This window comes from Rhodobacter maritimus (assembly GCF_058747975.1).
The window spans coordinates 771,688-790,153 of the sequence record NZ_CM179095.1 but is presented as its reverse complement, the minus strand read 5'-3'; the positions used below and the strand labels follow the sequence as shown (position 1 = coordinate 790,153).

At 64.5% G+C, this 18,466-nt stretch carries 20 protein-coding genes and 2 pseudogenes; 8 read left to right on the top strand and 14 right to left on the bottom strand.

Annotated elements, in window-relative coordinates; genetic code table 11:
* Position 1 precedes the first annotated feature (1 nt).
* Together AC4PTO_RS03985 and AC4PTO_RS03980 are read right to left on the bottom strand one after the other, a co-directional pair.
* Positions 2–1,018: a hypothetical protein gene (locus AC4PTO_RS03985; protein ID WP_492732102.1), complete on the bottom strand. Its 1,017-nt coding sequence runs from the start codon at positions 1,016–1,018 to the stop codon at positions 2–4.
* Between the two features lie 120 nt (positions 1,019–1,138).
* Positions 1,139–1,423, bottom strand: a pseudogene (locus AC4PTO_RS03980) (IS3 family transposase); the annotation flags it as partial.
* A 164-nt stretch (positions 1,424–1,587) separates the two neighbouring features.
* Here AC4PTO_RS03980 and AC4PTO_RS03975 point away from each other — a divergent pair.
* Both AC4PTO_RS03975 and AC4PTO_RS03970 read left to right on the top strand, forming a co-directional pair.
* Entirely contained in the window at positions 1,588–2,136 is a 549-nt protein-coding gene (locus tag AC4PTO_RS03975) for a glutathione peroxidase (RefSeq protein ID WP_492732100.1), read from the top strand.
* On the top strand, positions 2,133–3,731 hold the full coding sequence (locus AC4PTO_RS03970) for a cryptochrome/photolyase family protein (protein ID WP_492732098.1): 1,599 nt from the start codon (positions 2,133–2,135) through the stop codon (positions 3,729–3,731). The genes AC4PTO_RS03975 and AC4PTO_RS03970 overlap by 4 nt, the downstream gene beginning before the upstream one ends.
* Here AC4PTO_RS03970 and AC4PTO_RS03965 read toward each other — a convergent pair.
* Together AC4PTO_RS03965 and AC4PTO_RS03960 are read right to left on the bottom strand one after the other, a co-directional pair.
* Positions 3,662–3,835, bottom strand: a complete 174-nt coding sequence (locus AC4PTO_RS03965) for a DUF2256 domain-containing protein (protein ID WP_492732096.1) — start codon at positions 3,833–3,835, stop codon at positions 3,662–3,664. The two genes, AC4PTO_RS03970 and AC4PTO_RS03965, sit on opposite strands and share 70 nt — an antisense overlap.
* Positions 3,832–4,494, bottom strand: coding sequence for an SDR family NAD(P)-dependent oxidoreductase (locus AC4PTO_RS03960; RefSeq protein WP_492732094.1), 663 nt, complete (start codon positions 4,492–4,494; stop codon positions 3,832–3,834). Before AC4PTO_RS03960 ends, AC4PTO_RS03965 begins: the two co-directional genes overlap by 4 nt.
* Before the next feature lie 233 nt (positions 4,495–4,727).
* On the opposite strand from AC4PTO_RS03960, the gene AC4PTO_RS03955 reads away from it, so the two are divergent.
* Positions 4,728–5,213 carry a fasciclin domain-containing protein gene (locus AC4PTO_RS03955; RefSeq protein WP_492732092.1) on the top strand — a complete coding sequence of 162 codons (486 nt, stop codon included), beginning with the start codon at positions 4,728–4,730 and terminating at the stop codon, positions 5,211–5,213.
* A 76-nt stretch (positions 5,214–5,289) separates the two neighbouring features.
* Here AC4PTO_RS03955 and AC4PTO_RS03950 read toward each other — a convergent pair whose 3' ends face one another.
* The 4 genes from AC4PTO_RS03950 to AC4PTO_RS03935 all read right to left on the bottom strand — a co-directional run bounded on the left by AC4PTO_RS03950 (position 5,290) and on the right by AC4PTO_RS03935 (position 9,294).
* Positions 5,290–6,003 carry a TspO-related membrane protein gene (locus AC4PTO_RS03950; protein ID WP_492732090.1) on the bottom strand — a complete coding sequence of 238 codons (714 nt, stop codon included), beginning with the start codon at positions 6,001–6,003 and terminating at the stop codon, positions 5,290–5,292.
* 74 nt (positions 6,004–6,077) lie between these two features.
* The gene (locus tag AC4PTO_RS03945; protein ID WP_492732088.1) at positions 6,078–7,238 is read right to left on the bottom strand and encodes a class I SAM-dependent methyltransferase; all 1,161 of its coding nucleotides are present in this window, start codon (positions 7,236–7,238) and stop codon (positions 6,078–6,080) included.
* Positions 7,235–8,014: a DUF1365 domain-containing protein gene (locus AC4PTO_RS03940; RefSeq protein WP_492732086.1), complete on the bottom strand. Its 780-nt coding sequence runs from the start codon at positions 8,012–8,014 to the stop codon at positions 7,235–7,237. Before AC4PTO_RS03940 ends, AC4PTO_RS03945 begins: the two co-directional genes overlap by 4 nt.
* Positions 8,011–9,294 carry an NAD(P)/FAD-dependent oxidoreductase gene (locus AC4PTO_RS03935; RefSeq protein ID WP_492732084.1) on the bottom strand — a complete coding sequence of 428 codons (1,284 nt, stop codon included), beginning with the start codon at positions 9,292–9,294 and terminating at the stop codon, positions 8,011–8,013. The genes AC4PTO_RS03940 and AC4PTO_RS03935 overlap by 4 nt, the downstream gene beginning before the upstream one ends.
* A 114-nt stretch (positions 9,295–9,408) precedes the next feature.
* Here AC4PTO_RS03935 and AC4PTO_RS03930 point away from each other — a divergent pair, with 114 nt between their 5' ends.
* Genes AC4PTO_RS03930 through AC4PTO_RS03920 form a run of 3 tightly spaced genes read left to right on the top strand, consistent with a single transcriptional unit; the run spans position 9,409 to position 11,437 of the window.
* Positions 9,409–10,071, top strand: coding sequence for a sigma-70 family RNA polymerase sigma factor (locus tag AC4PTO_RS03930; RefSeq protein ID WP_492732082.1), 663 nt, complete (start codon positions 9,409–9,411; stop codon positions 10,069–10,071).
* Positions 10,068–10,700 carry a ChrR family anti-sigma-E factor gene (locus AC4PTO_RS03925; protein ID WP_492732080.1) on the top strand — a complete coding sequence of 211 codons (633 nt, stop codon included), beginning with the start codon at positions 10,068–10,070 and terminating at the stop codon, positions 10,698–10,700. Before AC4PTO_RS03930 ends, AC4PTO_RS03925 begins: the two co-directional genes overlap by 4 nt.
* A 2-nt stretch (positions 10,701–10,702) precedes the next feature.
* Positions 10,703–11,437, top strand: a complete 735-nt coding sequence (locus tag AC4PTO_RS03920; RefSeq protein WP_492732078.1) for an SDR family NAD(P)-dependent oxidoreductase — start codon at positions 10,703–10,705, stop codon at positions 11,435–11,437.
* Positions 11,438–11,445: 8 nt separating this feature from the next.
* Here AC4PTO_RS03920 and AC4PTO_RS03915 read toward each other — a convergent pair whose 3' ends face one another.
* The 5 genes and pseudogenes from AC4PTO_RS03915 to AC4PTO_RS03895 all read right to left on the bottom strand — a co-directional run bounded on the left by AC4PTO_RS03915 (position 11,446) and on the right by AC4PTO_RS03895 (position 15,016).
* Positions 11,446–11,850 carry a DUF2177 family protein gene (locus AC4PTO_RS03915; RefSeq protein ID WP_492732076.1) on the bottom strand — a complete coding sequence of 135 codons (405 nt, stop codon included), beginning with the start codon at positions 11,848–11,850 and terminating at the stop codon, positions 11,446–11,448.
* 25 nt (positions 11,851–11,875) lie between these two features.
* Positions 11,876–12,610, bottom strand: coding sequence for a GTP cyclohydrolase I (folE, locus tag AC4PTO_RS03910; protein WP_492732074.1), 735 nt, complete (start codon positions 12,608–12,610; stop codon positions 11,876–11,878).
* 133 nt (positions 12,611–12,743) lie between these two features.
* Positions 12,744–12,872, bottom strand: a pseudogene (locus AC4PTO_RS03905) (integrase); the annotation flags it as partial.
* 151 nt (positions 12,873–13,023) lie between these two features.
* A complete protein-coding gene (locus AC4PTO_RS03900) occupies positions 13,024–13,902 on the bottom strand; it encodes a hypothetical protein (protein ID WP_492732073.1) in 879 nt (292 codons plus the stop codon).
* Positions 13,903–14,101: 199 nt separating this feature from the next.
* A complete protein-coding gene (locus AC4PTO_RS03895; RefSeq protein ID WP_492732072.1) occupies positions 14,102–15,016 on the bottom strand; it encodes a LysR family transcriptional regulator in 915 nt (304 codons plus the stop codon).
* Positions 15,017–15,119: 103 nt separating this feature from the next.
* Here AC4PTO_RS03895 and choX point away from each other — a divergent pair, with 103 nt between their 5' ends.
* Together choX and betC are read left to right on the top strand one after the other, a co-directional pair.
* Positions 15,120–16,064, top strand: coding sequence for a choline ABC transporter substrate-binding protein (gene choX / locus AC4PTO_RS03890; RefSeq protein WP_492732070.1), 945 nt, complete (start codon positions 15,120–15,122; stop codon positions 16,062–16,064).
* Between the two features lie 35 nt (positions 16,065–16,099).
* A complete protein-coding gene (gene betC, locus AC4PTO_RS03885) occupies positions 16,100–17,614 on the top strand; it encodes a choline-sulfatase (RefSeq protein WP_492732068.1) in 1,515 nt (504 codons plus the stop codon).
* A gap of 21 nt (positions 17,615–17,635) precedes the next feature.
* On the opposite strand, the gene hisN is transcribed toward betC, so the two are convergent.
* Positions 17,636–18,451, bottom strand: a complete 816-nt coding sequence (hisN, locus tag AC4PTO_RS03880; protein WP_492732066.1) for a histidinol-phosphatase — start codon at positions 18,449–18,451, stop codon at positions 17,636–17,638.
* Positions 18,452–18,466: the final 15 nt, after the last annotated feature.

The window sequence follows — 18,466 nt, the reverse complement described above, 5'->3', positions numbered from 1 at the left end:
CCTAGGAAACCTGGCCCGCAAGATCGCTGAAGACCTCGCCGGTATAGAGCGTGCCCTGACGGATATTGACCGGCACCTGCACCGGCTCTTGCGCGCCGGGATCCAGCCGCCAGAGCTGCGTGTCCCAAGTGTAGACCAGCGTGCCGTCATCCGCGACCGATGCGAAGCGCACCGGCAGGGTGTCGTGCGTCGTCACTTGTTCCGGCGGCCCGCCATCCAGCGGCATGCGCCAGACGTTGAAGGTTTGCGGCTTGGCGTCAATATCCTCGACCCCCGCTTGTGGCATCTCGGTGGTCCAGTAAAGGCTCTGCCCATCCGGTGCGAAGGCTGGGCTTCGGTCGACGCCGCGATAGCTTGTCAGCTTCTCGTGGTTGCCGCTCTCGAAATCATAAAGCCAGATATCCGGAGTGCTGTCCGAGATCTCGCCCTTGCGCCAGAAGTTCTCGACCGTTTTGCGATCGACATAGGCCAATTTACGACCGTCCGGGCTCAGGTCGGCTTGGGGCATCGGCAGGGGCAGCATGATCCTTTCCCTCCCGCCGGTCACGGGCACCTTCATCAGCACGCCGATCGGCTGACCGAGCCCGTCTAGGTAGTCTGCCTCGACCATGCCGAGCCGCGCGGCACTGAACAACACCTCATCGCCGTCCGCAGAGAAGGCCAGCGGCGCCTCGAGGCCCGAGTGATGGGTCAACCGCGTGATCTCGCCACCGTCGACGGGCATCACGAAGACATCGGAGATATTGAAGCGGTCCGAGGCGAAGGCGATCCGGCGGCTGTCGGGGGACCAAACCGGCGCCGTGCTGCGGAACTGGCGCTCGGTCAGGGGGATGGCGTCGCGGCCGTCACTCGGAACGATCCATATCTGCCCGCGATAGGTAAAGGCGATGGTATTCCCGTCCGGCGATACCTGAGCGTCGCGCACCCAGTAGGGGGCGGCCACATCGGCCCGGCCCATGATGGGAGCGCAGACGAATGCCACAGTCGAGATGCCGAGAACGAAATCACAAAGCCTCATTGAGCTACCAAAATTGTGCGCCGTTCTCGTCAAGAGTAGCAAGACCTCACAATTGAGTCACCAAGTCATCCCATCTGTTGAGTATCGAAAGAGAAGTCCCGCCCAAGGGCCGGCGCCGAGCGGAGCATAGAAGTTTCCCTTTGCTGCCTTCGTCAGGATCAGCTTGTCCGGCATCAAGTCCGAGACGGCATTCCTGGGGCGCTCGCGCCCCTTCTGCGGCCGTTTGAGTTCCCCCAAACAGTCGGTTCCCATCCCGCCATACTGCTTGCGCCAGCAGTCGTAGGACTGCACGATGATAGGCACTTCGCGGATCGTATCAATCCGCCTGATCTCTTGACCGACAAGCATCTCAACCTGCCGCAGTTTCGTGAAAATTTCTCCGGGTTTGTGCCGTTTCGTTCCTATTCTGATCCTCCGTTTTCCTTAGCATAACGACGGACCACTTCATTGGGGCAGGATCGCATCGTTTCGAGGCCTTGGCCCGAGATCGCGCCGAATGCGCGCAAATTTTCCGCCGCGAGTCATCCGATCCACTCGAACACGCGTAGTGTCAAAAAATGGGGGCACCAATGAATAGACGTCAATTTTCGCTAAGTGCCGCGGCTGGTCTGCTGAGCCTGACGCAGACGCGCGCGCGCGCTGCCGAACTCGCACCCGCTTTCAGCTTCCCCTCAATCGACGGCGGAACACTGGACACCGCCGACTGGCGGGGCCGGCCAGTGCTGGTGGTCAACACTGCCTCTCTGTGCGGCTTCAGCGGACAATTGGCGGATCTTCAGGCACTGCACGAAACCCATGGGCCGCGCGGGCTTGTAGTTCTGGCGGTGCCCTCCGACAGCTTCGCGCAGGAATACGACGACGCAAGACAGGTCAAGGAATTCTGCACCTTGCAATTCGGCATCACCCTGCCGATGACCGACATCCTGCCGGTCAAGGGGCCACAGGCGCATCCGTTTTATCGCTGGCTCGCGGAAACCCGGGGCTTCACCCCCGGCTGGAACTTCAACAAGGTGCTTCTGGATGGCGAGGGGCAGGTGGTCGGCACCTGGGGGGCGCTGACCAATCCGCAGTCGGGCGCGATCACCGGAGCTTTCGCCCCCCTTCTGCCCGGCTCGTGACCAGAAACCTGATCCTGATATTGGGCGATCAGCTTTCGCCCGGCATCTCCGCGCTGGACGGCGCCGATCCCGGGCGCGACATCGTGCTGATGGCCGAGGTTCTGGCCGAGGCGCGCTATGTCGATCATCACAAGCAGAAACTGGCGCTCGTCTTTGCGGCGATGCGCCATTTCGCGCAAGAGTTGCGCGCGGACGGCTGGCGCGTGGACTACCGCCGGCTGGACGATGGCCTGCCCGACCTCGCGGCGGCCGTCGAAGATGCGATCGCCCGCCACGCCCCCGATGAGATCATCGTGACGGCGCCGGGCGAATGGCGACTGTGGCAGGAGATGCAGGGCTGGAGGCAGCGGCTCGGTCTACCCGTGACGATCCGCGAAGATCACCGCTTCCTGTGCAGCCGCGAGGCCTTTGCCCGCTGGGCGGCGGGGCGCAAAACCTTGGTGATGGAGCCGTTCTATCGCCTGATGCGGCGGCAGACGGGCTTTCTGATGGAGGGCGATCAGCCCGCCGGCGGGCGCTGGAACTTCGACGCCGAGAACCGCGCCCCGGCGCAGGACAGTTTGTTCCTGCCCGCCCCGCCGCAGGGCGCGCGCGATGCAATCACCGCCGAAGTGCTGGCGCTGGTGGCGCGTGCGTTCCCCGACAGCTTCGGCCAGCTCGATCCGTTTTGTTGGCAGGTCAGGCGCGAGGGTGCAGCAGCCGCCCGCGACCGCTTCCTGCGCGAGGCCTTGCCGGAGTTTGGCCGCAATCAAGATGCGATGCTGGCGGATCGGCCTTGGATGTATCACTCGATCCTGTCGCCCTATCTGAACCTCGGGCTGCTCGACCCGCTCGACCTGTGCCGCCGCGCCGAGGCCGAATGGCGTGCCGGCCGCGCGCCACTGGCTGCGGTCGAAGGCTTCATCCGGCAGATCATCGGCTGGCGCGAATATGTGCGCGGCGTCTATTGGCTGAAGATGCCGGGATATGTGGACGAGAACGCGCTTGGCGCGGAACGCCCGCTGCCGGCCTTCTATTGGACCGGACGGACCGAAATGCGCTGTCTGGCGCAGGTGATCGGCCAGACGATCCAGACCGGCTATGCCCATCACATCCAGCGCCTGATGGTGACCGGCACCTATGCGCTGCTGATCGGTGTGGACCCGGCGGCGGTGCATCGCTGGTATCTCGGGGTCTATGTCGATGCCTATGAATGGGTCGAGCTGCCCAATACGCTGGGCATGTCCCAGCGTGCCGATGGCGGGTTTCTGGCGACCAAGCCCTATGCCGCCAGCGCCAATTACATCAACCGGATGTCGGATTACTGCCAAGGCTGCGCCTATGACCCCAAGGCCCGGACCGGACCGCGGACCTGTCCGTGGAATGCACTCTACTGGGACTTCATCGCCCGCCATGCCGACCGATGGGACCGTAATCCACGCATGTCGCTGCCGGTGCGCGCGTGGAACGCCAAGCCCGAGGCCGAGCGATCGGCCCTGCGCACCGCTGCGGCCGCACATCTGGCCGCGCTTGACGCCGCGCCGCCCTATGCCCCGTGTTCGGGGCGCGATTTGCCCGCAGCCCCGCGCGCTCCGCGACATCGCTCCGAGCAATAGCGCACCTGATCCCAGTCCCGCGCCCATTTGCGCCGCCAGGTGAACGGGCGCTTGCAGATCGCGCAGATCTTGGCGGGTAAGTCCGATTTCCGCCGCGCCTTCACCACTCCACCCGTTGGCCCTTCCAGTCCCAGAAGGTGCCGGTCTCGGTAGGGGTCAGACGGTCGATGACCGCCAGCAGCGCCCGTGCCGCGTGCTGCGGTAAAATCGTTGGGTGATTGGCGGTGTATGGGGCGCTCAGGCTGGTCTCGACAGTGCCGGGATGCAGCGCCACGACGATGGCCTCGGGGCGCTTGCGCGCAATCTCGATCGCGGCGGTGCGGATGATCTGGTTTTGCGCCGCCTTGGCGGCGCGATAGCTGATCCACCCCCCCAGCCGGTTGTCCCCGATCGAGCCGACCCGCGCCGACAGCGAGGCAAAGACCGCCCGCCCCGAGCAGCGCAGCACAGGCGTGAAGTAGCGCAACGCCAATGCAACCCCGGTGGCATTCAGCGCAAATTGCGCCGCCATCGCTTGCGCGGTGATCGCGTTGAGCGTCTTTTCCGGGCGATCCGTGCCGATCTGCAAGGCGCCGGTTGCATTCACGATCAGATCAAACCCTCCCTCAAGGCGCGCGGCAGCTTGCGCGACGCTGGCCTCATCGGTCAGGTCAAACCCATCGTGCCGCCGCGACAGGCCGAACGCCTCGGCGCCCCGCGCGCGCAGCTCTAGCGACAGTGCTTCGCCGATCCCGCCGCTCGCCCCAAGAACCAGCGCCCTCATCGCCGTCCCTCCGTTGGCCGCCAGGAACCTCCGGCGCTCGCATCGATCATCGGACCGCTTTGCGTCGCCGCTCTGATACGCGTTTGGGTCACGTCTGCGTGAGACTGGCCCGGATAGGCCCGGACGGCGACGCTAGGGGTGATCCGCGCCGCGCTCCGGCCCGTAACCCTTCCAAGGACGGCACGACGATGCCTCCTGAGCCAAATTGACAGACCACAAAAAGGAGTTTCCAGATGCTGCGTAAAATGATGCTGACGACCACCGCCACGCTGATGCTTGCCGGGACTGCCTTTGCCGACGGAAACAAGGCCGACATCGTCGACACCGCAGTTGCCGCGGGCGATTTCACGACGCTGGTGGCTGCGGTGCAGGCGGCCGGGCTGGTCGACACGCTGAAAGGCGAGGGTCCGTTCACCGTCTTCGCACCGACCGATGCCGCCTTTGCGGCGCTTCCCGAAGGCACGGTTGAGACCCTTCTCAAACCGGAAAACAAGGACCAGCTGGTCGGCATCCTCACCTATCACGTGGTCCCCGGCGCCGTGAAATCGACCGACCTGACCGAGGGCATGACCGCCGCCACCGTGCAAGGTGCACCGGTAACCATCTCGCTTGAAGGCGGTGCCACGATCAACGGCGCCAAGATCACGGCGGCCGACATCGAGGCGTCGAATGGTGTGATTCATGTGATCGACACGGTCATTCTTCCGCCTGCCAACTGATCCGGGCGTCACGGCAGACATGGGGCCCCGGGCATTGCCCGGGGCCTTTCGCGTAACAAGACCGGGGGCATTCATCTCAGCCCCGCTTCGTATCGAGCGGGACCAGGCGATGCGCCACCATCACCATCATGACCCCCGCCGCACAAATGCCCGCAATAAGCCAGTCCCGCGCAGCGAGATTGGCCACGATCACTCCGACGAGCGCCCAGATCACCCCGGCACGGTAGGTCCAGATCGCCGGACGGTTTGCCGCGACGGCCACCGCAACCAAAAGGACCACCCCGATCAGCGCGATGGCCGCGATCCGGGGCGGCAGCACGCCATGGCCCGTCAGCACCACCGACACTGCCACCCCCGAGGCCGCTGTCAGCCAGCCCGCATAAAGCCCGACCGCCGCATGCTCACGCCACGCCGGTCCCAGCCTCCGCATCGCCATGACAGCACCCGCCGCCATCGGCAGGATCATCACTGTCGCCAGAACCGGTGCGCGCATCGCCGCCTCGATCCAGAACATGCCGATGAACAGGCTGAGCCCCAGCGGAAGCGCGGCACGGCTCCAACCCGGCGTGGCGGCTGGCCGCAGCACTGCCATCGCGGCGGTCGCAATCAAGGCCAGATAGATCAGCCCCCAGATGGAGAATGCCCAGCCCACCGGTTGTGCGGGCCAACGGTCCACCTGCACGGGAAAGCTCTCTCGGTAAAATCCGCCAAACCCGTTCGAGATGATTGGCGAGGCCGCAAAGCCCACCGCCAAAATCAGGATCGCCAGCCGTATGATACGGTCATTCATTTTCACTCTCCGTTGAACAAGCGTAAAACGCCCTTTGCAGGTTGCCGGTTCCGGCTCCCTTTCGGAGTGCGCGCTCATGATCCGTCGTGACGAAGTGTGACCTGAACCACGTCGCAACGCCCGGTAGCGAAAGCAGCAGCGCAGCCCTCGAGATAGAATTGCCAGCTACGCAGGAACGCCTCGCCATAGCCCAGGCGATGGATCCGCGCGCGCGCCTCCATCATCCGCTGCGCCCAGATCCGGCAGGTGCGGGCGTAATCCTGACCGAAGGCATAGCTGTCCTGCACCCGCAGCCCGGCCTGCCCCGCGGCATACGAGATGCTGGCCGAACAGGGCAACATGCCGCCGGGAAAGACATGCTGGCGGATGAAATCCGATCGCCGTCGATAAACCGAGAATTCGGCATCCGGCACCGTGATCGTCTGCAATACTGCCCGCCCGCCCTCGGCCATCCGCGCCTTGAGGATGGCGAAATAGGTCGGCCAGTAGCGTTCGCCAACGGCCTCGACCATCTCGATCGACACCAGATTGTCAAAGCAGCCCGTCACCGCGCGATAATCCTGCAGTCGGATCTCGGCGCGCCCGTCCAGACGAGCATCGGCATAGCCCTTCTGCGAAGGTGAAAGCGTGATGCCGGTGACACGATGTCCGCGCTCTGACGCGGCTTCGGCGAATCCGCCCCAGCCGCAGCCGATCTCCAGCAGGCGCTCTCCGGGGGCAAGCCGCGACAGGATGCGTTCGTTCTTGCGTGTCTGTGCCTTTTCCAGATCATCATCTGCGGCGAAGATCGCCGATGAATAGGTCATGCCAGGATCCAGCCAGAGCTGATAGAATTCGTTGCCCACATCGTAATGCGCACGGATGTTGCGCGATGACCCGCGCAAGCTGTTGGCGCGCAAGAACCGGTCGATCAACCGCATCCACCAGGTCTGCAGCCGCGTGGGTTCCGACCATTGCGCGAGGTCTGCCCGATTGCACATCGCAATCGACAGCGCCCCCTCCAGCGTATCGCTGTGCCAATCGCCCGAGATCCAGCCCTCTGCCAGTCCGACATCTCCGCGCATCGCGAGCCGCCGCAGAAGGCGCCAGTCGCGGATACGCACCTCGGCCTCAGGCCCCTGCGCGCCGAAGTTCAGCCGCGCCCCGTCCGGGGTGGTGACGATCAGTCGCCCCTCACCGATGCCTTCGAGGGCCGAGAAGAAACGGGTCTGAAGCGCGCGGGATGCGATGGTCATCGACTGATCTCCTCATGTGGGGGGGGCGGAAGCGGGCGATAGGCGGCACCCTTCAGTTTCAGGCGCAGCGCATGCCAGTAGATCTGGGCGATGACCCGAAGGGCACCGCCTGGCCGACGCAGCGCGCTGCCAAGGATGGCACGGGTTGTCAACGCAACAAGCGGACCGCTCATGGCTGTATCAACACCGGCATTACCGTCGATCTGCGAAATCAGGATCGAGAGGCTGTCAGGCCGTAGGTCGAAGCGAAAACGATACTCGCCCGCCACGTCCTGAAATGGCGAAACATGGAACACCTTACGCGCGCTCAGCCGGGTGGCGGGGGTGATCGGGGCGAATTCGGGTTGCGCCAGCAGATAGCTGTGGCGTTGGCCGAAGGTGTTGTTGACCTCGGCAATGACCGCGCAGAGGGAGTCACCCTCGATCAGCATCCAGAAACTGACGGGATTGAACCAGTATCCCAGAAAGCGCGGCTGCGTCAGCAGGGCCAGAACGCGGCCGGGATCGCGCGCAAGGCCCGCCTGCGCGAAGGCGGCCCAGGCCCAGTCGGCTCCCTGTCCTGCTCCACGCTTTCCACCATGATCGCGTCGGTGCAGTGCCAGCAGGTTGAAGCGGTCGAGCGACATCCCCCGTGGTGGCCGCGCCGCTTCCGGGGCCAGCAGCACGTGATCGGCCCGACTGCGAAAGCTGTGGCGCAGTGCGCCGCGGCGGGCATGGGTAATCCTGGCGCCGAGCGCCAGAACCTCGCCCCGCGCCAGACGCTCTGCCAGCGTCATGAGGGCACCCGGGTCAACGGCAGACGCCGCGCCACGCGCCAGGCGCTTGCAAAGCCGTCCTCGTGAAATCCGTTGCGCAACCAGGCCCCGGCAAACCAGGTGTTGCGCGCACCCTGCATCATGGCGATGCGCTCCTGTGCCGCAAGGGCCGGCAGATCGAAGACCGGGTGACGGAACGAAACCTCGTCATAGATCAGCCGCTCGTCGATCGGCTGGCTCGGGTTCAGACTGATAAAGAGCGGATCATCCTCGGGGATGCTTTGCAGGCGGTTCATCCAATAGCTGACATCGACGGCCCCAGACCCGGTATCGCCACGGCTGACCCAGGAACTCCAGCACCGCCTGCGGCGCGGCATGACCCGCGGATCGGCATGCAGCACCGTGCGGTTGGGCTGAAAGCGGATCGCCGAGAGCGCCGTCCGTTCCTCTGAATCGGCATCATCGAGCATCCGCAGGGACTGATCGGGATGGGTGGCAAGGATCACATGATCGAACTCTTCCTCGGAGTCCCCCTCGGCGCGGATCTGCACGCCTGCTCCATCGCGGCGAACCGACCGCACCGGCGCGCCTTTGCGCATGCGCACTCCCGCTCGCAGCAGCGCCGCTTCAAGCCGCGATACATAGGATACCGACCCGCCTGCGACGGTCCACCACTGATGGTGCTGCCCCTTCGAAAGCAAGCCGTGATTGCGCATGAACCCAACCAGGGCCTGCGCCGGGAAGTCCGAGATTCCGCGATCCGGTGTCGACCAGATCGCGCCGCAGAAGGGAAAGAGATAGGCATCGCGGAACCGCGCGCCGAGGCCCATCCGCGAGATCAGCGCCCCGATCGTCAGGTCCGGTGCCGCCGCTACCGCCGCCTCGGCCCCGGCGTTGAACCGCACGATATCGCGGATCATCCCGTAAAAGCGCGGATCCATCAGGTTCTGGCGCTGACCGAAAAGCGAATTGACGGATCGCAGTGCATATTCCAGTCGCCCGCCGTCCAGCGAAACGCCAAAGCTCATGTCGCTGCGGATTACTGGCACGTCGAGATCGCGGAACAGTCCGGTCAGATGCGGGTAATTGGCATAGTTGAAAACGATGAAACCTGTATCGACAGGCTGGTCACCGCGCCGCCCGGCCATGACCGTGCGCGCATGACCGCCCAGCCGGGGTTCGGCCTCAAAAAGGGTCACCAGGTGATGCCTGGCAAGAAGCCAGGCCGCCGAAAGGCCAGAAATACCGCCTCCGATGATCGCGATACGTTGCGGGGCGCATTGTGTCAGGTCAAAAGGCATGGGGCTTCTTTTGTTGTTGCCTTGTCACTACGCGGCAAGATCGCCCCCGGATCACTTTGCCGCAGATTTTCGGCATAAAATGATCCATTGTGCTCGGTGGCGCGTAAGGTGAAGATGGAAACCGTTATTGCGCCCCTCAGCAGCAAAACTCATACCTCGGTGATGCCCCCGACCCTGCCGGGGCATGAGGGCGTATCAAAGGAGCTGATCGCGGTGGAGGTTCCGGTGACGAAAGAGCTGTCCAACCTCAGCCGAGACTTGATCGCGGTGCGCGATCGGCGCGATCGCGAAGCTTTCGGGCGTCTGTTCGACCACTTTGCCCCGCGCCTCAAGGCAATGCTGCTGCGCGGCGGCCTGCGCGATGGCAGCGCCGAGGATGTGGTGCAGGATGTCATGCTGGCGGTTTGGCACAAGGCTGCTCAGTTCGACCCTCACCGTGCCGATGCCGCCGGTTGGATCTATGGCATCGCGCGCAACCGCCGGATCGACCTAGCGCGCCGCAAGCCGCTCTCGCAACCCGAAGAGATGCCCGATCTGCCCAGCCTCGACCCGGATGCCGACCAGATCCTCGCCTTGCAACAGGAAGCCGGCCACCTTACCTCAGCCCTCTCCCGCCTTGCCCCTGAACAGGCCGAAGCCCTGCGCGCGGCCTATTTCGACGATATCCCCCACAGCCGCATCAGCGAGATGACGGGCCAGCCGCTCGGCACCATCAAATCCCGCATCCGCCTCGGCCTCGAACGCCTCAGACACGAACTGAGGAGCATTGCCCCATGACAGACATCAAGCATCATATCTCTGACGACCTCCTCGACGATTATCGCCGCGGCACCCTGCCCCATGCCTTTTCGGTGGTGGTGGCCGCGCATCTGTCACTGTGCGACGACTGCCGCGCCCGGCATGAGGCGTGTGACATGATGGGGGGCGCACTGCTGAACGCCGCCGGGACTGCCGCGATCAGCAGCGGCGCACGGGCGCGCATGATGGCTGCGCTCGATACGCCGCCACCGCCGGCCGCGCCGCGCGCGTCTGGAGTGTTTCCTGCCCCTGTCATGGCCGAACTGAAGGGCCGCCCACCACGCTGGCGCATGTTGGGCGGCGGCATCCGCCAGCAGATCCTGTCGGCCGATCGCAGCGGATCGTTGCGCTTGCTCTATATTCCGCCGGGCAAGGCAGTGCCCGAGCATGGCCATGGTGGGCTCGAGCTGACGCTGGTGTTGCAGGGAAGCTTTGCCGATTGCGAAGGCGCGTTCCGGCGCGGCGATGTCGAGACGGCACATGACGACATCGACCACCAACCCATCGCCGGCCCCGGCGAGCCCTGCATCTGTCTTGCCGCGACCGACGCGCCCTTGCGCTTTCATGCGATGTTGCCCCGTCTGTTGCAGCCGATCTTCCGGATCTGAGGATGGGGCCGGTCGCACCGCGGGTCTGGATCATCGGGGCGAGTGCCGGTATCGGCGCGGCACTCGCGCGTGCCTGGGCGGCGCGCGGGGCTCAGCTCGTGCTGTCGGCGCGGGCCGGGGCGGCACTGACGCAGTTGTCGGCCACGTGTGGCGGGGCCAATATCGTGCCGTTCGATCTTGCTCAGCCAGGCGCGCTCGCGGCGACCTGCAACATGCTGCACAGCGGGGCACCCTTCGATGCGATCGTCTGCACCGCCGCGCTCTATGAACCGGGCCGCTTGGCCGACCTGGATCCCGAACGGGTCGAGGCGATGGTTCGGGTCAATCTGCTGGGCACGCTTGAGGTAGCGCGGCACTGTCCGCCTCTGCTACGCGATGGCGGACAGCTCGTGCTTTTCGGTTCGGTGGCGGGGTATATTGGCCTGCCGGGTGGGCAACCCTACTCCGCAACCAAGGCGGCAATCAACAATCTGGCCGAAAGCCTTGCGGTCGAATTGGCGCCGCGGGTGGATGTGCGGCTTGTATGTCCCGGCTTCGTCGCTACCCGTCTAACCGCGAAGAACCGCTTTGCAATGCCCGCGATCGTTACCCCCGAGCAGGCGGCCGAGGCGGTTCTGCGCGGCTTGGCCCGGCACCGCTTCGAGATCCACTTTCCCCTCCGTTTCACTTGGGCGATCAAGCTGCTTCGCCTCCTGCCCTATTCGCTGTCCTTGCACCTGTTGCGGAGGCTGGTCTGAGGTTCGCGTCAGGCCAACTTGCCGCTGAGCGCCGCTACCCCCACCCAGGCCGCAAAGCCCGTCAGCGCGATTCCCCAAAGCCCGTCGATCACCACCTGCTGCACTGACCAGTCCCTGAGCGTGGCGTAATTCGTCATCTCATAGGTGCCGTAGCACAGAAGCCCCAGCACCATTCCCCCGAACAGCGCCTGCAACGGCGCCCCCGCCTTCAGCGCCGGGATCGAGACGAACCACATCATCCCCGCGACATAGGCCAGATAGAACACCGCCGCAGGTGCCAGCCGCATGGGATCGGCAAGAAGGTGCCCGACATGGCGTTCGAACACAGGCCGGATCAACAACCTGATGCCAACAATGTCGGTCACGAGAAAGCAGGCGGCGGTAATCAGGTACAGCAGGGCGTGGTTCAGCATGGGAGTCTCCGTCGCGGCGGTCAGGTCAGTCGCGCGCGGTGCGGCGCAGGCTCAGGAACTCGCGCCGCAGATCCGAATTCGTCTGGAACGCACCGCGCATCACCGAATTCGTCATTACGGACTGGTCATCCTTGACACCCCGCCAATGCATGCAGAAGTGGTCGGCCTCCATCACTACGGCCAGACCGTCGGGGCGGATACGAGCCTCAAGCTCGTCGGCCAGCATGACGACGGCTTCCTCCTGAATTTGCGGGCGCGACATGATCCAATCTGTCAGGCGCGCATATTTCGACAGACCGATCAGCTCAGACTCGGCGTTCGGCAGCACACCGATCCAGACCCGCCCCATGATCGGGCAGAGATGGTGCGAACAGGCGCTGCGCACGGAGATCGGCCCGACGATCATCAGCTCATTCAAGTGCGAGACGTTGGGAAAGGTCGTCAATTCGGGCGCGGGGCGATAGCGTCCGCCGAAGACCTCATCCACGAACATGCGCGCAACGCGCTTGGCGGTCTCGGTAGTGTTGTGATCCGATGCCGTGTCGATCACCAGCGCGCTGAGCACGCCTTGCATCCGCTCCGCCACCTCCAGACGCAGCGCCTCGAGTTCGCCCTCGCGCAGGGCACCGGAAATGTTGTCGTTGGCGTTAAATCGCTGCCCGCTTTCGGTCAGACGCATGCGGATACGCTCGGACACCAAGGTTTCCTCGGCGGCGGCGCCAGGAGATTTGGGGGCGGAAATGGAACGGTCCAGCATCATGTTTCTCCATCCGTGCGGCGGACGGGGGCGAGACCGGCCCCAGCCAGCGTCGAGCGCGGCTGTCGCGCACCCTAAGACGATCTACGTGCGGCGCGCGGGATCGGATCACTCGGCGGCCACAGCGCTGTCAGCCGCAGCCGCTCGGTTTTCTGTCGGTGGCCAAGTTGAAGAGCGCAAGATCGCGATGGTTCTCGGCCAACTCAAGCCGAGCTCTGATCGCACACACATGCTTCAGCTTGGGCGGGCGCTTCTGACCGGCAATCCCGCCTTTGTTTCAAGCGCGGCACAGCGCGCGAAGGGCAGGTAAGTCCGGTGTTTCCATGGCAGACCCTCCGATCCGCCACTCCTTCCCACGACGACAACCCGACGTTTACCAAGCCAAAATATCACAGCATGCTGCACCCCGAGGTCGGCTACAAGTCCATTTTTCTGATGCCGTACTGTCGCCGAACGACCGCTTCAGTGAAAAGGCGTAGGGTGTGCTTGACGGGCTGTTCGGTGTAAATACCGTCGGCGTATCGTGGGTATCGTCCCCTATGCCGTGTGGGTCGAGGGAGTTCAGGGGATGGACGGCGAGGATACCTGCGAACAAATTCAACCGCACTCTCCGTCGCCTCTCCGGCCCAGTCGGAGACCTCTGCCGCCCGAGACCACAAATCCTCTTTACCCGGAACCTTCATGCCGCAGATGCGTGTTTCCTCACCCGAAGACGGCGCCGCGGGGTTCGCCAGCAGCTCAAGCTCGCGCATGTCCTTCATCGTCTCGCAGCTGAAGCGCACATCGAGGGCGGTAACGGCCACGAAGACGGCCACCCCCGCGGCGGGCACCGCCTGGGCAACGATGCTCTCCGTATTCAGCAGCGCCGCCTTTGCCGTGCGTGTCGAAACACGACCCGCTATTTGCCCGATGCGCTTTGACTGGCTTTCTGCCTTGGCAATCTGCATGGCCTGCCTGGCAAGTGTTTGCTCTTGCTTGCGCAGCGTAACTGCCGCTTTTTTCAGATCGGCGGAAGATTTGCGCAACGCCGTGTTTTTCGTCTCAACGGCCCGGTTCAGGCGCGCGGTCCTGGCCTGCTCGGAGCGCAATCGTTTTTCAAGATTGGCCTTGTCGGACTGAACAAGGCTGGAAACCGTGGAAAGCCCGATCATCGCCTCGAGCCCGTTGGAAAGAAGCTGCCAGTAGGATTCGACAGTGATCGAGGCCACATTGCTTGCCAGCAAAATAACGATCAGCAGAGTAACAGCGGCCTTGCGCGCCCCGCGCCAAGCGCCCGCAAGCAGCCGTGCAAACATATCTAAGCCGCGAAGAACACCCCGAAGAATCTGGCGAACTCCATGGACCCCGATTCCGCCGTTCGCGAACCCGGACTTTGTTTCATGCCACCTCCGGAAAATTAAATCATGCCCGACGCCCGGAAACAACGCCCCGCGCGGCTTTCGCATCCGGGGCGGGAAAGCCCGCCATCATGTTTTACTGCCACAAAGTACGGCGTTATGGGCCCTGGTCCGGGGGCTGGTGCTGTCCGACCCCGGCTTCCGCCAACAGGAACCCGCGCAGAAGGTTGGAAGCTGCATTCTGGGGACCGGGCTGGACGATAAGGTAACCGCGCGCGGGATTATACAGGGGCGGCCCCGCCTCGATCAGGATTTTCCGGGCAAGGAAACCGTCGACCAGCCCCCGCCAGCCAAGGGCCACGCCCTGACCGGCCAGAACTGCCTCGATGACAAGGGAGTAGGTGTTGAAATGCAGGCTTGCGCGCTGATCGCGCCAGTTCGGATCAAGCCCCCGCCGGTGCAGATATTCGCTCCAGGTGAACCAGGGCGAAGGCGCCAGCGGACTGTCCAGATGAATCAGCGGCGCGCGGCCCAGAAGATCGCCGCCCTGCTCCTTGGCAAAGGCCGGGGTGCAGACCGGCACCACACATTCCGCCAGCAGAAGATCGCAGGGCATCGCACAATCATCCGCGGCCCCGAAGACGACGGCCGTATCGTCGGGCTTCAGGTCACGCAGCGCGGTATGCTGGGTAGCGATCACCTGCAGGTCGATATCGGGATGAAGCTCGCGGAAGCGGTGGATGCGCGGGATAAGCCACAACCCTGAAAAGGCGTAATCGGTGTATAGCTTCAGAACCCGCGGCCCCTGCGCGCCCTGAAATGTCCGGGCCAGTGCATCGATCTTTGTTACGCTTTGCGACAGTATCTCGTGCAACTGCCGGCCGGCTTCGGTAAGTTCAACACCGCGATGCAGGCGGCGCAACAACGGCACACCCAGCTCGGCCTCGGCCCGACGGATCTGGTAACTGACCGCCGGCTGCGTGAGGTTCAGCCGTTTGGCGGCCTCCGACAGGCTGCCCGCCCGCGCCGCCTCTACGAATATGCGGATCCATCCAAGATCGACGCGGCGCATCAGGTATAAATGTTATTTATGTTTTCCATGAAGAGAACCCCACTACAAAAGCACTTCCGCTGGCTTCTTCATAAGACATCAATATAACCGACAGGGAACGCACATGAACAGAAATCTCCTTTCACGCGGGGTTCTGACCGCAGCACTTCTTTCCGCCGCCACTGGCGCGGCATGGGCGGACGGGGCCGATTGCAAGGTGATCCGGCTGTCCGATCCGGGCTGGACGGACATCACCGCCACCGATGGCGTCGCCACCGTCGTCACTCAGGCGCTTGGCTACACGCCCGAGGTCAAGACGCTGTCGGTGCCGATCGGCTATGAGTCGATGAAGACGGGCGATATCGACGTTTTCCTTGGCAACTGGATGCCCGCGCAGCAGCATTTCATCGACGATCTGAACGCCGCCGACGCGATCGAAGTGCTTAACCAGAACCTTTCGGGTGCAAAATTCACGCTTGCCGTTCTGGAGGACATGGCCACGCAAGGCGTCAAGGATTTCGCCGATCTGGCCACGCATGGCGAGGCCTTCGATCACAAGATCTACGGGATCGAGCCGGGCGCCCCGGCCAATGCCAACATCCAGAAGATGATCGACGCCGACGATTTCGGCCTGAAGGACTGGAGCCTCGTCGAATCCGGCGAGCAGGCGATGCTTGCGCAGGTGAAACGTGCGCAGGACGCGGGCGAAGGCATCGTCTTCCTCGCCTGGGCGCCGCATCCGATGAACACCGAATTCCCGATCAGCTATCTTTCCGGGGGCGACGCCTATTTCGGCCCCGATTACGGCGGGGCGCAGGTCCATACGCTGGCGCGCAAGGGCTGGCCCGCGGCCTGCCCGAACGCGGCGAAGCTGTTCACGCAGATGACCTTCGGCATCGACATGGAGAACGAGCTGATGGGCGCGATCCTCGGGGGCACCGACGCGGCCGAGGCCGCGGCCGACTGGCTTCAGGCGCATCCCGAGGTGCTGACCCCCTGGCTTGACGGGGTCACCACCCTTGACGGCCAGCCCGGAGAGGCCGCGGTCAGGGCCGCGCTCGGCCTCTGATCCGATACCGAAACGAACGAAGGACCGGACCGACGATGACCCGCCCCAATATCCTGATCCTGATGGTGGACCAGTTCAACGGCACGCTGTTCCCCGACGGTCCGGCCCCCTTCCTGCATGCGCCCAACCTTGCGGCACTGGCCGCGCGTTCGGTGCGCTTTGCCAATACCTATACTGCAAGCCCGCTTTGCGCGCCGGCGCGTGCCTCGTTCATGTCGGGGCAGCTGCCCTCGCGCACGCGGGTCTATGACAACGCGGCCGAATTCGCCTCGGACATCCCGACCTATGCCCATCACCTGCGCCGCGCGGGCTATCACACGGCGCTGTCGGGCAAGATGCATTTCGTCGGCCCCGACCAGCTGCACGGCTTCGAGGAGCGGCTGACGACCGACATCTACCCGGCCGATTTCGGCTGGACGCCGGATTACACCAAACCCGGAGAGCGCATCGACTGGTGGTATCACAACCTCGGTTCCGTCACCGGCGCGGGCGTGGCCGAGATCACCAACCAGATGGAATATGATGACGAGGTTGCCTATCACGCCACGCGCAAGCTTCATGACCTGTCGCGCCGGCTTGATGACCGGCCGTGGTGCCTGACGGTCAGCTTCACCCATCCGCATGATCCCTACGTCGCGCGCCGCCGGTTCTGGGATCTGTATGAGGATTGCCCGGCGCTGGACCCGGACCTGCCGCCGATCCCCTTCGAGCAGATGGACCCCCATTCGCGGCGCCTGATGGAGGCCTGCGATTTCCGCGCCTTCGACATCACCCCCGACCATATCCGCCGAGCGCGCCGGGGGTATTTCGCCAACATCTCTTATGTCGATGAAAAGATAGGGGAAATCCTTGACGTTCTGGAACGCGGCCGGATGGAGGACAACACGATCGTCCTGTTCGTCTCGGACCATGGCGACATGCTGGGCGAACGCGGGCTGTGGTTCAAGATGAACTTCTTCGAGGGCTCGGCACGGGTTCCGCTGATGGTCGCGGCACCGGGCTGGACGCCCGCGCGCATCGACGCCCCGGTCTCGACGCTCGATGTGGTGCCCACGCTGGCGGGGCTGGCGGGGCTGGATATCGCCTCGCTTGCGCGCTGGACCGATGGCGAGGATCTGGCGGACCTGGCGACTGGCCGGGGCGGGCGCGGCCCGGTGCCGATGGAATATGCCGCCGAGGGCTCGATCGCGCCGCTGGTATGCCTGCGCGACGGGCGCTTCAAGCTGACCCTGTGCGAGGCCGACCCGCCGATGCTGCACGATCTGGAAAACGACCCTGACGAGCGGGCGAACCTTGCGGCCGATCCCGCACATGCCGGGACGCTCGCTCACATGACCAGCCTGGCCCGCGCGCGATGGGATCTGGCCGGTTTCGACGCGGCGGTGCGCGAAAGCCAGGCGCGGCGGTGGGTGGTCTATGAGGCGCTGCGCAACGGGGCCTATTTCCCGTGGGACTACCAGCCCCTGCAACGCGCGTCCGAGCGTTACATGCGCAACCACATGGATCTGAACGTGCTGGAGGAAAACCAGCGTTTCCCGCGCGGGGAATGACCGCCCGCCTTCGCGCCCCGCTCAGGCGTTCAGAACGGCCAGGGCGGCGGCGTGGATTTCCGGGTTGGCGGCCGCCAGAAGGCGCCCTCCGTCATGCGCGGGATTGCCCTGCCAGTCGGTCACCTTGCCGCCCGCGGCCTCGATCACCGCGATGGGGGCCTGCACGTCATAGGGTTGCAGGCCGGCCTCGACCACCAGGTCGATCTGCCCGGCCGCGATCAGCGCATAGGCGTAGCAATCGGTTCCGTAGCGCGTCAGCTTGACCTGACGGGACAGCCGCGCGAAAGCCGCGCCCTCTTCCGGGGTGCCGACTTCGGGAAATGTCGTAAAAAGGATAGCCTCGGACAGGGGCCGGGCGGGGCGCGTGCGCAGCGTCTTTTGTCCAAGCGGGCCGGAAACCTCGGCCCGGCCCAGACCGCCGGTGAACCGCTCGCCGATATAGGGCTGGTCGATGATCCCCAAGACCGGCCCCCCCGCCTCCGAAAGCGCGATCAGCACCCCCCATGTCGGCGTGCCGGCCAGATAGCTGCGGGTTCCGTCGATCGGATCGAGCACCCAGGTTAGCCCGCTGGACCCGGCGACTGCGCCAAACTCTTCGCCAAGGATTGCGTCCTGCGGGCGGCGTTCCGCCAGCAGCGCCCGCATCGCCTGTTCGGCCGCACGATCGGCCACCGTCACGGGGTCGAAGCGCGCGCTTTCCTTGTTCTCGGCCTCAAGGCCCTCGGCACGGAAATGGCGCAACGTCTCGATACGGGCGACATCGGCAAGTGCTGCGGCAACATCATGCAGTTCGGCCATTTCGGCCGCGCTTAGGGCATGGATGTGGGAAAGGGTCATTTCGTCCTCGCGGGG